12 protein-coding genes are annotated in these 13,583 nt (G+C 45.2%); 8 read left to right on the top strand and 4 right to left on the bottom strand.

Going from position 1 to position 13,583, the window contains the following annotated elements; all coding sequences use genetic code 11:
• Position 1: 1 nt before the first annotated feature.
• On the bottom strand, positions 2–2,317 hold the full coding sequence (locus MY9_RS14960; protein WP_014665042.1) for a helix-turn-helix domain-containing protein: 2,316 nt from the start codon (positions 2,315–2,317) through the stop codon (positions 2–4).
• Between the two features lie 214 nt (positions 2,318–2,531).
• Between MY9_RS14960 and rmgP the strand changes: the two genes are divergently transcribed.
• The 6 genes from rmgP to MY9_RS14930 all read left to right on the top strand — a co-directional run bounded on the left by rmgP (position 2,532) and on the right by MY9_RS14930 (position 7,364).
• The gene (rmgP, locus tag MY9_RS14955) at positions 2,532–3,497 is read left to right on the top strand and encodes a polygalacturonan/rhamnogalacturonan ABC transporter permease (RefSeq protein WP_014665041.1); all 966 of its coding nucleotides are present in this window, start codon (positions 2,532–2,534) and stop codon (positions 3,495–3,497) included.
• Between the two features lie 7 nt (positions 3,498–3,504).
• The gene (gene rmgQ, locus MY9_RS14950) at positions 3,505–4,626 is read left to right on the top strand and encodes an unsaturated rhamnogalacturonyl hydrolase (RefSeq protein WP_148267356.1); all 1,122 of its coding nucleotides are present in this window, start codon (positions 3,505–3,507) and stop codon (positions 4,624–4,626) included.
• Complete coding sequence (rmgS, locus tag MY9_RS14945) at positions 4,623–5,126, top strand: rhamnogalaturonan transport/degradation protein RmgS (RefSeq protein WP_081483637.1); 504 nt, start codon at positions 4,623–4,625, stop codon at positions 5,124–5,126. The genes rmgQ and rmgS overlap by 4 nt, the downstream gene beginning before the upstream one ends.
• Before the next feature lie 11 nt (positions 5,127–5,137).
• Positions 5,138–6,424, top strand: coding sequence for a Gfo/Idh/MocA family protein (locus tag MY9_RS14940; RefSeq protein ID WP_041521403.1), 1,287 nt, complete (start codon positions 5,138–5,140; stop codon positions 6,422–6,424).
• Between the two features lie 21 nt (positions 6,425–6,445).
• A complete protein-coding gene (locus MY9_RS14935; protein WP_014665037.1) occupies positions 6,446–7,114 on the top strand; it encodes a YesL family protein in 669 nt (222 codons plus the stop codon).
• A gap of 67 nt (positions 7,115–7,181) precedes the next feature.
• On the top strand, positions 7,182–7,364 hold the full coding sequence (locus tag MY9_RS14930; RefSeq protein ID WP_003223398.1) for a sporulation protein Cse60: 183 nt from the start codon (positions 7,182–7,184) through the stop codon (positions 7,362–7,364).
• Positions 7,365–7,402: 38 nt separating this feature from the next.
• On the opposite strand, the gene opuD is transcribed toward MY9_RS14930, so the two are convergent.
• Together opuD and MY9_RS14920 are read right to left on the bottom strand one after the other, a co-directional pair.
• Positions 7,403–8,938 carry a glycine betaine transporter OpuD gene (gene opuD / locus MY9_RS14925; protein ID WP_014665036.1) on the bottom strand — a complete coding sequence of 512 codons (1,536 nt, stop codon included), beginning with the start codon at positions 8,936–8,938 and terminating at the stop codon, positions 7,403–7,405.
• Between the two features lie 189 nt (positions 8,939–9,127).
• The gene (locus MY9_RS14920; protein WP_040082530.1) at positions 9,128–10,390 is read right to left on the bottom strand and encodes an NAD(P)/FAD-dependent oxidoreductase; all 1,263 of its coding nucleotides are present in this window, start codon (positions 10,388–10,390) and stop codon (positions 9,128–9,130) included.
• A gap of 202 nt (positions 10,391–10,592) precedes the next feature.
• Between MY9_RS14920 and murJ the strand changes: the two genes are divergently transcribed.
• Entirely contained in the window at positions 10,593–12,227 is a 1,635-nt protein-coding gene (murJ, locus tag MY9_RS14915; RefSeq protein WP_040082102.1) for a lipid II flippase MurJ, read from the top strand.
• A 68-nt stretch (positions 12,228–12,295) separates the two neighbouring features.
• On the top strand, positions 12,296–13,015 hold the full coding sequence (locus MY9_RS14910) for a pseudouridine synthase (protein ID WP_014665033.1): 720 nt from the start codon (positions 12,296–12,298) through the stop codon (positions 13,013–13,015).
• Positions 13,016–13,133: 118 nt separating this feature from the next.
• On the opposite strand, the gene MY9_RS14905 is transcribed toward MY9_RS14910, so the two are convergent.
• Positions 13,134–13,355, bottom strand: coding sequence for a DeoR family transcriptional regulator (locus MY9_RS14905; RefSeq protein ID WP_003152337.1), 222 nt, complete (start codon positions 13,353–13,355; stop codon positions 13,134–13,136).
• Between the last annotated feature and the right edge of the window lie 228 nt (positions 13,356–13,583).

The raw sequence follows: 13,583 nt of genomic DNA, 5'->3' as shown, positions 1-13,583 counted from the left end.
TTTACATGCTTCTTTTTTGCTGGCGGTAGTTTCCCGGTGTAATTCCCTCCAGCTTTTTAAATGACCTGATAAAATTTTGCGAGTTTTTATATTTTAGTTTTTCCGCAATGGCCTTGACCGCCATGTCGGTTTCGGCAAGCCAGCTTTTCGCCATATGATGTCGGTAGCTTGAGACATACTCGCTGAATGAAATACCCATTTCTTTTTTGAAAATGCTGCTTAAATAGTTTGGGTTGTAATGGAGCCTGCGTGCGATTTCATCCAGTGTCAACTCAGATTCAAACTCATGGTGGATGATATGAATGATGTTGTCGGAAATATTTTTGTACTGGGCATCCGCGCGGGCGTTCACTTTGTCTGTCATCGGGTCAATAAACTCATTTTTGAGCCAGTTTTCGGTATCCTCGAACGTTTTCAGCTCGAAAATCTGGTCATACAGCATTTTGTTTTCTTCAAGCTCAAACAATTCGATCCCGAGCACATGCATCAGCTCAATCACATGGTTCAAAAAGCGCGCGATGGCGATCTGAAATTGGTACGGGTTAGTGTTCTGGGTGAAAATGGCTTGCAAAATCGCGTGCAGGCATTTGTCCGCTTTCTCCTTGTCTCCTGCTTTGACGGCATCGAACAGCTCATGCTGAAGCTGCTTGGGAAAATGGGTTTTGAAGGTTTTTTTCTGGTCCAGGTCTTCATAAAAGATAATCGATTTGTTTTCTGCTTTGAGCCGGTATTTCAACGCCTCCGAACCTTCAGCGTAGGCTGTTTTCGCCTTTGTCAGCGCATCAAACGGCTGGCTGATGCCGATGCTGACAGACAGCTGCAGCTCAGCTTCCGCTTTTTTCTGAATCATCCTTGCAGTCTCATTCAGCTCAGCCATGAATTCCTCCTTTGTCCCGCTTTGATTGATCAAAATCGTTGCCTGCTGTTTGTCCACCACGGCGGGGGCAAGATGTTTGTCCGTCGGGATGCTGCGCTCAATCAGGCTGTTGACGGCAAACAAAAGCAAATCCATATCTTTTTTCTCATAAGGTGTATGATTTAGTGTGTCAATTTGGAGCACAAGCAGGGCAAGGTGCCGCCAATTTTGCTTTAAACCGAGGCTTTCAAAGCGGTTATTAACCTCCTCATCCGTCAGTTTTCCGAGCATAAGCCTGACCATAAAATATTGCTGCAGGTGGGTGGCTTGCTGCTTCATCGTTTCTTCAAGATCATCATTTCTGTCCTTCAGCTGCTTAAAGCTCTGTTCAATTAACTCAAATTCATTTTGAGGCAGCTGTTTTTCTTGTATGGCACCATGCCTTGCGAATGATTCGTAAAGCACCCTGATCGGCTTGTAAAAATGGCGGGAACCCAGCCAAGAAAACAATAATGAAAGCGCTAACAAAATAAGGCATACTGTAAAAGTGATCCAGCCGATTGACTTGGCTTCTTTTTTTAGCTCAGGCAGGGAAACGAGAGAAAAATAAGTCCACGTGTTATAATCGGATTTTTGATAGGTGACTTTATATTGAATCCGGTCAATAACTGTTTCAAACTGACCGCTATTAGCGGTTTGCGCCAGCATTTTTTGGACAAAACCGTCGTTATGAAGAGATTCTCCGACGTCAGACATATTGTTATGCAGGATGATACGGCCTTTTTCATCCATGATAAACAGGTTGTTGGCGTTAGAATAGTCGGGCATATTTTTGACAAGCGAACAGCTCGGGATGCTTGCGGCGGCTAATCCTTTTGTATTTGTGCTGTTCAAAGGCAGCTGCTTAATTAAATTGATATTGTAACGGCAGTTATCTGATGTGCCTTCTTTTGTGGAAATCAAATGATTGTTTTCCTCAAGTGTCCAATATGAGCGGCTCGCTTTGTGTTTCGTGTATGCTGAGGCTGCTTCATGAAGAGTGTCTGTGTTTAAGCGGTACAAACCGGAATTGTTCATATACCATTTTTTCGTTAAACTGACTAACGTCAGATTGGACAGGTCGGTATCAAAGCTTTGCAGATAATTGAGCTCTTGGTTCACTTGGTTATAGATTTGAAATTGGTCAGAGTGCAAAGACTCGGACAATGTGCGAAGGAGAGGCGGCGAACTCACATAGTGGGTCAAAGAGTGATCAACGGTTTTCAAGATATGCTCGATGCTTTGCTGGGTCTGCTGGAGTGTGTCGAATTTTTCCTCCGAAACGTTGGAAATAGCCGTTTTCTGAGAGTGCTCGTACGAAAACAATCCGACCAAAATAACCGGAATGGTGCTGAGCAGGCAGAAAAACGTGATCAGCTTGTAGTAAAACTTGTATTGGCTTCTTTTCATAAAACCCCCCATTTCCTAAATCCACTTCACTTTAATACAATTAATCCAAAGATTGATAGATATTGTCAATAATCATTTTCTAATATCGGTGTCTTTATTTCAGGTGGAACTGCTGAACCATTGATCATAAAGGGATAAAACAGGATGTGATCATATGATTGTAGACGGACTTTTGCCTGCTGAGCTACAGTGAATGCAAGAACCTGTGAAAGGAGGCTTGAAAAAAATGAAAACAGCAGAAGCGCAAGCGCCGGCTGTTGATGCAGTCATTTTTAAAAAAGAAAAAAGAAAGCGCTTACTAAGTAAACTGATCCAGCAAAAATATTTGTACTTGATGATTTTGCCTGGGTGTATTTATTTTTTGCTTTTTAAGTATGTCCCGATGTGGGGGATTGTGATTGCATTTCAGGATTATCAGCCATTCCTCGGCATTTTGGGCAGTGAGTGGGTCGGGCTGAAGCATTTTATCAGGCTGTTTACTGAGCCTACATTTTTTCTCTTGTTAAAAAATACGCTCGTGTTATTTGCATTGAACCTGGCCATATTTTTCCCGGTGCCGATTTTGCTGGCGCTTCTATTGAACGAAGTGCGGATTGCTCTCTTTAAAAAATTTGTTCAGACGCTGATTTATATCCCGCATTTTATGTCTTGGGTCATTGTTGTATCGCTGTCGTTTGTGCTTTTAACGGTAGACGGAGGCTTGATTAATGAACTGATTGTGTTTTTTGGCGGTGAAAAAATCAATTTTCTGCTGAACGAAGAATGGTTCAGGCCCCTGTATATTCTTCAGGTTATCTGGAGGGAAGCTGGGTGGTCGACGATCATTTATCTGGCGGCCATTACAGCGGTTGACCCTCAGCTGTATGAAGCGGCGAAAATGGACGGAGCGGGACGGCTGCGGCAAATGTGGCATATTACGCTGCCCGCCATTAAAAGCGTTATCGTCGTTTTGCTGATTTTGAAAATCGGAGACACGCTGGAGCTTGGCTTCGAGCATGTGTATTTGCTGTTAAATGCAACGAATAGGGAAGTAGCGGAAATTTTTGATACGTATGTTTATACTGCCGGGCTGAAACAGGGGCAATTCAGCTACAGTACAGCAGTCGGTGTATTTAAAGCGGCAGTCGGGCTGATTTTGGTCATGCTTGCGAATCGTTTGGCGAAGAAATTTGGCGAGGAAGGAATTTATTAGGAAAGGGATGGGATCAATGGATCAATCAATCGCTGTAAAATCGCCTCTTACGTACGCGGAGGCATTGGCAAATACGATTATGAACACGTACACAGTCGAGGAGCTGCCGCCTGCAAACCGCTGGCATTACCATCAAGGCGTTTTCTTATGCGGTGTATTGCGGTTATGGGAAGCAACCGGGGAAAAGCGGTATTTTGAGTATGCGAAGGCTTATGCAGATCTCTTAATCGATGATTATGGCAATCTATTATTTAGGAGAGATGAGCTGGACGCTATTCAAGCGGGTCTCATTCTTTTTCCATTATACGAGCAGACGAAGGATGAGCGGTATGTCAAAGCGGCAAAAAGGCTCCGCGGCTTATATGGAACATTGAACCGGACGTCTGAGGATGGTTTTTGGCACAAAGACGGTTATTCTTACCAAATGTGGCTTGACGGCTTATACATGGGGGGGCCGTTCGCACTGAAATACGCGAATCTGAAGGAGGAGCCGGAGCTGTTTGATCAGGTCGTGCTGCAGGAGTCATTGATGAGAAAGCATATGAAGGATTCAAAAACCGGACTCTTTTATCACGCCTGGGATGAAGCGAAAAAAATGCCTTGGGCCAATGAAGAGACAGGCTGTTCACCGGAATTTTGGGCACGTTCCATCGGCTGGTACGTCATGTCACTTGCTGACATGATTGAAGAGCTGCCGAAGAAGCATCCAAACCGTCATGTGTGGAAAAACACGTTGCAGGACATGATGGAAAGCATCTGCCGCTATCAAGACAAGGAGACAGGGCTATGGTATCAGATCGTTGATAAGGGAGACAGGTCTGATAACTGGCTGGAAAGCTCAGGGTCCTGCCTGTACATGTACGCACTTGCGAAAGGAATCAATAAAGGCTATCTAGACAGAGCTTACGAAACAACACTACTAAAAGCGTATCAAGGCTTGATTCAGCATAAAACCGAAACAACAGAAGACGGAGCGTTTCTTGTCAAAGACATATGTGTCGGAACATCAGCCGGCTTCTATGACTATTATGTCAGCCGCGAAAGAAGCACAAACGATCTGCACGGAGCCGGCGCGTTTATTTTGGCCATGACAGAGCTGGAGCCTCTATTTAGGTCAGCGGGGAAATGACAAAAAGGATACGTACGGCTTTGTGGGTAATCGTCTTAGTGCTCTTTTTGGCATCATGCTCAAACAGGCCGGACGGAATGCATGTCATTCTCTTTTCTGATATGAAGGCTGGCGTACAGGAAAACATAAAAATGGCCGCTGGGCAGAATGCCGGGAAGGTCGATATCTTTCCAGCTTTTCAGGAAAAACTGCTGACTGAAATTACCGCCCATGAGGGAGATGTTTTCATCGTGCCTGAAGACATGTTTCAGGCTTACGATGATCCAGAAAATTTTCAGCCGTTAAACGGATTGTCTCCTGAAAAAACATCTCCTTATACAACGGTTAATAAAAAAACAGGAGAGAAAACAATCTATGCCGTTCAGATCGAAAAAGGGGAAAAACAGCTGAACGGCTATTCTTTTCGATTGAATCGCGATATGGCAGCGTTTATCCCTGTGTATGCTGAAAAAACAGAGGAAGCGCTGCAGCTGATTTCCCAACTAACTGAAGCCCGATAGAGGTGAGAACATTGAAGAACATCGTCATTTGCGGAGTGAGCAGCAGAGCTCTCAGTATGTTTATCAAACCGCTGGTGGAGCGGTTTTCAACTCATTATGAGATTACCGGATTGCTGGATGCCGATCCGAAACGTTTTGCCGTTTGCAAGGAGAAATTTCCCGAGCTGGCCCACGTGGCCGAGTTTAACGAAGATGCTTTCGACGAGATGATGCGCGTGTCAAAGCCTGATATCGTCATTGTGGCAGGCAGGGACGATACGCATGTCACATATATTGTAAAAAGCCTTCAGTGGAATACAGATGTGATTACTGAAAAACCAATGGTGACGACAGTGCAGGATGCGAATCGGGTGCTTGAAGCGGAGGCCAAAAGCGAGGGAAAAGTCACCGTCGCGTTTAACTATCGCTACAGCCCGTTTCATCGGAAAATCAAAGAAATGATACTGGAAGGAAAAATAGGCAGGGTCACCTCCGTTGATTTAAATTGGTATATTGATACGTATCATGGCGCCAGCTATTTTAAACGCTGGAACAGGTCGAGACCGCTTTCCGGAGGTCTTTCGGTCCATAAATCAACGCATCATTTCGATCTCGTCAATTGGTGGCTCGGGCAAAATCCGGAGGAGGTATTTGCTTATGGCGCCTTGAATTACTATGGGCCGGACAGTGAGTGGAACCCCTTGCCGGAAGAAGACGGGCGTTTTTGCGGGACGTGCCGGGTCAAAGAAAAGTGCCATTACTATTCTAGGTGGCATCCCCGTTCCTCCAAAGCTTCTGTAAAGGATGATCATCTCCAAGCAGGAGACCAGTCCAGCTTATATACTGCATACAGGCCTGACGCGTGTATTTTTGACGAAGAAATTGACATCGAGGATACGTACGTGGCGACAGTCAAATATGATGGCGGTGCACTATTAAGCTATTCGATTTTATTTTCGGCCCCGTATGAAGGCTACCGGCTGACGATCAACGGCACAAAAGGGCGGATCGAATCAAATGAATTTCACGAACCTTCCAGAATTCCGTTTGCTTTTCCTGAGCAGACAATCGAATACTATCCGCTTTTTGAATCAAAGCAGACGATACAAGTGGTCAAAAATGAGGGAGGGCATGGCGGAGGCGATCCGCTTTTGCTTGAGGATCTTTTTTTAGGGAAAGACCCGCTTCGCCGCTATGATATTTTAGCCGGGGCTGAAGCCGGAGCCTACTCCATCGCGGTTGGTGAGGGAATGTGGCGCTCGGTTGCCGAAAAGAGGCCGATCGGGATTAAAGAGCTTTTTCAGATGCAGAATGTATAGTGCAAAAAAGGGGGGGCCTCCATGGAACATGATGGTTCACTGGGGCGGATGCTGCGCTTTTGCGAATGGATCATGAGATTCGCGTATACAAACTTGCTGTGGCTGTTGTTTGTATTGCTCGGTCTCGGTGTGTTTGGCATCATGCCCGCGACCGCGGCTTTATTCGCTGTCATGCGGAAGTGGATTCAAGGGCAGGACAACGTTTCGGTGCTCAAAACGTTTTGGCGGGAATACAAGGCTGAGTTTTTTCGTTCAAATCTGATTGGCGCTGTATTGGCGATCATCGGATTGATTATTTATATCGATTTGGCCTTTATTTATCCGAGCCATTTCCTTCTGCATGTTCTGCGCTTCGCCATTATGATATTTGGCTTTTTGTTCGTATCCATGCTTTTTTATGTGTTTCCGCTGCTTGTCCATTTTGACTGGAAAAAACGTCTGTACGTGAAGTTTTCGCTCTTGCTCAGTGTAGCGTATTTGCAATATACGCTTGCGATGCTTGCGCTGACTGTGGCTCTCTTTTTCTTGCTTGCGTACTTGCCCGGCATTGTCCCTTTTTTCAGCGTCAGCCTGATCAGCTACTGCCATATGCGAATGGTTTATGCTGTACTGTTGAAAGTGGAGAACCAAGACGGTGTGCCGCAGAAGAAACACCATACAAAGAAAGCTTTTTATCCGGAGATGAGGTGATCATCATTTCTCTATCATAACGCTGTTCCAAACGGAATAGATTGATAGAGAAAGGAGAGCGGATAAGATGCTGAAGGTGGCAGTATTTGATGAAGAACATGAAAAAGACTTACAGACGGAAATCAATTCATTTTTAAAAGGGATATCGGAGGAGCAGCTGATTGATATCAAATATACGGTTTCGGCGGCGTGCGATCCGGACGGTGAGCAGCTTTACTGTTTTTCCGCCCTTATTCTATACCGCAAATAAAAAAAGATCTTCCCGCGTGCGCGGAAAGATCTTTTTTGTTAATATGCCTTTTTCACTCTTGGACTTCTCGGTTTGTCGATTTTCTCCGCTCTTTTGATCTCTCTTCGTTCTTTTGAGAGCGATTTATAGAGAGCGGCAATCATCAGCAGGATGACGATAGAAAACGGCAGCGCTGCCAGAATGGCTGTGTTTTGCAAAGCGGAAAGACCGCCGGAATACAAGAGGACAGCAGCCATGGCAGATTGAATGATGCCCCAGCTGAATTTTACTGAATTGGCTGGGTTCAATGAGCCGTAGGTCGTCTGCATGCCGAGCACAAATGTTGCAGAGTCAGCAGACGTAATAAAGAATACAGCGATCAGGATCAGTGACAAAATAGATGTCACCATCGCCAGCGGATAATGGTCAAGTGTTCCAAACAGCATCGTTTCCGTAGACAGCTTCGCTACATTGAATGTGCCGTTCTGCTGAAGATCCATAGCCGATACGCCAAAGATAGAGAACCATAGGAACGCGAGAATACATGGTGTTACCAAGACACCGATCAAAAATTCACGGATCGTCCGTCCCCTGGATACCCGGGCGATGAAAATGCCGACAAATGGAGACCAGGAAATCCACCATGCCCAATAGAAAATCGTCCAGCCGTTAATCCATTCGCGTTTTTCAGGATCGTACGGTGTCAGTCTGAAGCTCATTTGCACGATGTTTTGAATATACTGTCCGATAGAATCTGTAAATGAGTTCATAATCAGTACGGTAGGCCCGACAAACAGCACAAACAGCATTAACAGTCCAGCTAATACCATATTGGTGTTGCTCAAATATTTAATGCCTTTTCCGAGTCCGCTCCACGCAGAAATCAAGAAAAGCACAGTAACAATGGCAATCAAAATAAATTGAACGAGAAAGTTATTTGGGATGCCAAATAAGTAACTCAATCCGCCGTTAATTTGAGTCGCCCCGATACCAAGGCTTGTGGCTACTCCGACGACTGTGGCAAAAACAGCAATACAGTCAATTAATTTGCCGATCGGACCGTTAACTTTATCGCCTAGAATCGGTGACAGCGTGCTGCTGATTAATCCTGGAGCGCCTTTTCGGAATTGGAAATAGGCAATGCATAATGCCACGACGGCATAAATGGCCCAAGCGTGCAGACCCCAGTGGAAAAACGTATAGCGGAGTGCATCTCTAAAGGCTTGGGGGGTTTCTGTTTCACCTGATGGAGAGCTAATTGCGTAATGGCTGATCGGTTCAGCCGCACCGTAGAATACCAAGCCGATTCCCATGCCTGCGCTGAACAGCATGGCGAACCATGATAATAACCCGAATTCCGGTTTTTCATCGGGTCTTCCGAGTTTAATTTTGCCGATCGGGCTGAAAATCAAAAAGAGACAGAACCCGACAAACAATGAGACAACTAAAAGATAATACCAACCAAACGTATTGGTGATAAACGCTTGTGCGGATTGGGATACGTTTTGCAGGCTGTCTGGAGAAACAACGCCCCATAATACAGCAGCAGCTGTGATCACAATCACAATCCAAAATACACTAGATATATTTTTCAAATATTCTCACCCTCTAAATTTTTTGTGTACGCCTATATCTGCTCGCAGGCTTAGTATGGTCGTACGCTGGCAGATCATTCCTCTCTTAAAATTACCCCGCAATCAGGTGAAACAAAACAAGTCTCACCCTACCATGAATGCGGAGAATTTTCAAATGTTCAGCGTTTTGTAAAAATTTGAAAAGGCTGGTCAGGAGCGGGAAAAGCGACCGGCATTGAGCCCCGCAAGCCTTCCTGTTACTAGGGCGGAGGTGATATTGTATCCTCCTGTGTAGCCGTGGATATCCAGAATTTCTCCGCAAAAGTAAAGCCCCTCCATTTTTTTAGAGGCCATCTTTTTCGGGTCGATTTCTTTTACAGATACCCCGCCTCCCGTGACAAATGCCTTATCAAGCGACAGTGTGCCATTTGCGAGAACAGTAAACTGCTTGCAGTCCTTTACAAATTGTCTGAAAGGGTCCCTTGGCAGCTCAGAAAACGATACGTTCGGAGAGATGCCGTTTTTTTCGAGCAGAAATAGGAGGTAGCGCTCCTGCATCCAGGGTTTCAGTACGTTTTTAATGGCTTTTTTCGGTGCTTCCTTCAGTTCTTTAAACATCTTTTGGAAAAGAGTTTCTTCATTGATATCCGGATATAAGTCAATTCTGATAGGAACTTGGGGCTGTTTTTTCAGCTCTTTCACGACAAATTGGCTGCATCTGAGAATGGCAGGGCCTGAGAGGCCGAAATGGGTAAACAGCATGTCCATTTTATGTGTGATGATTGGTTTGCCTTTTTTATTTAACACACTGACGGCTACATCTCTTAGTGATAAGCCCTGAAGTGTTTTTTGCTTAATGAACGGTTCGCCAGAAGTGACGGGTACCTCTGTCGGAAACAGCTCTGTTATGGTATGGCCTGCGGCTTCAGCCCATTCATAGCCGTCTCCCGTGCTTCCGGTATGAGGCACACTTTTGCCGCCGACAGCGATAATGACAGCCTGGCTATGGATCATTTCGCCATTATTCGTCACAATCCCTGCCGCCTGTCCATCTTTATATATAACAGATTTAATTTTCTCGTTCGTTCTGATTGTTACACGGAGCTGCTTCAGCCTGTTTAACAGCGCGTCAACAACGCTTTGGGCTTTGTCGGTCACAGGAAACATTCTGCCGTGATCCTCTTCCTTTAATTGAATGCCAAGGTTTTCAAAAAACTTGATAATATCTTCATTATTAAATTCAGAAAACGCGCTGTATAAAAAACGCCCGTTGCCGGGGATGTGCTTAATAATTTCTTCCACAGGAAGGCGGTTTGTCACATTGCAGCGGCCGCCCCCGGAAATCGCGAGTTTCCGCCCTAATTTATTTCCTTTATCTATCAGCAAAACGCCAGCGCCCTGCTCCCCTGCTGCAATCGCAGCCATCAAGCCTGAAGGGCCGCCGCCAATTACGATTACGTCATATTGTTTCATCTTTATCATCAACTTTCTTTTCGTTTCGTATGCGGACATCCCGTCCGCAGTACTATTATAGCGAAAGAAAGCCGCTCCTTAAACGTCTTTTGCAGCGGATACGAATGTTCACAGGATTGCTTTTGTATTTATTACCGTCTAAATGCCCAGTTGTGGTAAAATAGAAAAGTTGAATCTTCGTAGAAAATGGTGATGAAGAAACATGTCAAGCAAACTGTTAAGAGGCACGTTTGTGTTAACGCTCGGTACATATATATCGCGAATTCTGGGAATGGTCTATTTAATTCCCTTCAGCATTATGGTCGGGGCGACAGGCGGTGCATTATTTCAATACGGATACAACCAATACACTTTATTTTTGAATATTGCTACGATGGGCTTTCCGGCCGCTGTTTCTAAATTTGTGTCCAAATATAATTCCAAAGGGGATTATGAGACAAGCAGAAAAATGCTCAAGGCGGGCATGTCGGTTATGCTCGTTACAGGAATGATAGCCTTTTTCATTCTGTATCTATCCGCTCCGATGTTTGCGGAAATATCGCTGGGAGGCAAGGATAATAACGGCCTGACAATTGATCATGTCGTTTATGTCATCCGCATGGTCAGCTTAGCGCTTTTGGTCGTACCGATTATGAGTCTTGTTCGCGGATTCTTCCAAGGGCACCAAATGATGGGTCCGACAGCTGTTTCCCAAGTCGTTGAACAGATTGTCCGCATCATCTTTCTATTGAGTGCGACATACCTGATTTTGAAGGTTTTCAACGGCGGTCTTGTCATCGCTGTCGGCTATGCGACCTTCGCAGCGCTGATCGGTGCCTTCGGAGGGCTGGTCGTGCTGTATATTTATTGGAACAAACGGAAGGGCAGCCTGCTGGCGATGATGCCGAATACGGGTCCGACAGCAAACTTAAGCTACAAGAAAATGTTTTTCGAGCTGTTCAGCTATGCTGCTCCGTACGTTTTTGTCGGACTAGCCATCCCTTTGTATAACTATATTGATACAAATACGTTTAACAAAGCGATGATTGAAGCCGGGCATCAAGCCATCAGCCAGGACATGCTGGCAATTCTAACCCTGTATGTGCAGAAGCTCGTGATGATCCCGGTTTCCCTTGCAACAGCTTTCGGACTGACATTAATTCCAACGATTACTGAATCGTTTACAAGCGCAAACTATAAGCTGTTAAATCAGCAGATTAACCAAACGATGCAGACGATCCTGTTTTTAATTATTCCGGCTGTTGTCGGGATCTCTCTATTGTCAGGACCAACGTATACGTTCTTTTACGGGTCAGAGAGCCTTCATCCTGAACTGGGAGCAAACATTCTGCTTTGGTATTCGCCAGTCGCGATTTTGTTCTCTTTGTTTACGGTCAATGCAGCCATTCTGCAGGGCATCAATAAACAAAAATTTGCGGTTGTCAGCCTTGTGATCGGTGTCGTGATTAAGCTTGTGCTGAATGTTCCGCTAATCAAGCTGATGCAGGCTGACGGAGCGATTTTAGCGACGGCTCTTGGATATATCGCTTCACTTTTATATGGATTTATCATGATTAAGCGCCATGCAGGCTATTCGTATAAGATACTGGTTAAACGAACTGTTTTGATGCTGGTCTTATCAGCTATTATGGGTATTGCCGTGAAAATCGTACAGTGGGTATTAAGCTTCTTTATTTCCTATCAGGATGGCCAGCTGCAAGCTGCGATTGTTGTGGTGATTGCGGCCGCTGTTGGCGGTGCTGTTTACCTGTATTGCGGCTACCGGTTAGGATTTTTGCAGAAAATTTTAGGCCGCCGTTTGCCGGGTTTCTTAAAGAAAGGCAGACATGCGGGCTGATGAACAAGATATGATGAAACGGAGGGCTCGCATGCTGCGGGCTTTCTTTTATAAAGGAGAGATGAGGAATGAGACTTGATAAGCTGCTTGCCAACAGCGGGTATGGTTCCAGAAAAGAAGTCAAAGCCGTTGTGAAGGCGGGAGCCGTTATGATCGACGGCAAACCGGCCAAAGATGTAAAGGCGCACGTTGATCCTGATACACAGGAGGTTACCGTATACGGGGAACCGGTTGATTACCGTGAGTTCATTTATCTTATGATGAATAAACCGCAAGGCGTGCTGTCGGCGACCGAGGACAGCCGGCAGCAAACAGTGATCGATCTGCTGACGCCGGAGGAGATGAGATTTGAGCCATTTCCCGCCGGCAGGCTTGATAAAGATACAGAGGGCTTTTTGCTGCTCACAAATGATGGCCAGCTCGCACATCGGCTCCTTTCTCCTAAAAAGCATGTCCCAAAAACGTATGAAGTCCATTTAAAATCACAGATTTCACCGGAAAACATTTCCGATTTGGAAACGGGTGTCTACATAGAAGGCGGCTATAAAACAAAGCCGGCAAAAGCGGAAATCAAAACAAACGACAATGGCAATACTGTGATATATCTGACAATTACCGAAGGAAAATACCATCAGGTCAAGCAGATGGCAAAGGCTGTAGGCAATGAAGTGGTTTATCTGAAGCGGCTTTCGATGGGGCGCGTTTCCCTGGATCCCGCTCTGGCACCCGGAGAATACCGGGAGCTTACGGAGGAAGAACTTCATTGGCTCAATGAACCGCAAGCATGAAAAAACCCCGCATACGAATGCGGGGTTTTATTTATAAGCGCACAAAAACAAGGCTCGGAAGTTTCTTCGCCCTGTATCTATCAGGCCGCTCACAGGCGGCCCTATGTAATTTTTCAATTTATGAGGTAATCTTTACTTTCTTTCTCGTTGTCTCCCACTTGCCACGGCTTGGACTATGAACAAGATCATTATATGCCAACACATTTAAGTCTCTTTGAATCGTTCTAGGTGTAATGCCGAATTCGTCAACCAGTTCCTGCGTTGTCACAAGACCTTTTTCTTGGATAAACATGTAAACTGATTTGATTCGAGTTAGCATACGGTTTGTTGAAGGTTTCAAAAAACCACTCCCTATCATAAGATCGGATGGACTTGACTAACCACAACTCACGACTATCAACTGCGTACGAAATAGCAACAAAGGCAGACATCTGTAATTGTTAAAATAATTCGCCCTCATTATACACGATATTGCAGCAATGAATCTAGGGATAACTCCTATTAATTTTTTCCAATTCTCGTTGGGCAGCCATCCTTGTTGGATTACTATGTATTTCGGCTCAATATT

Source organism: Bacillus sp. JS (assembly GCF_000259365.1).
Taxonomy (GTDB): domain Bacteria; phylum Bacillota; class Bacilli; order Bacillales; family Bacillaceae; genus Bacillus; species Bacillus stercoris.
This window is presented reverse-complemented; position numbering and strand designations above follow the sequence as displayed.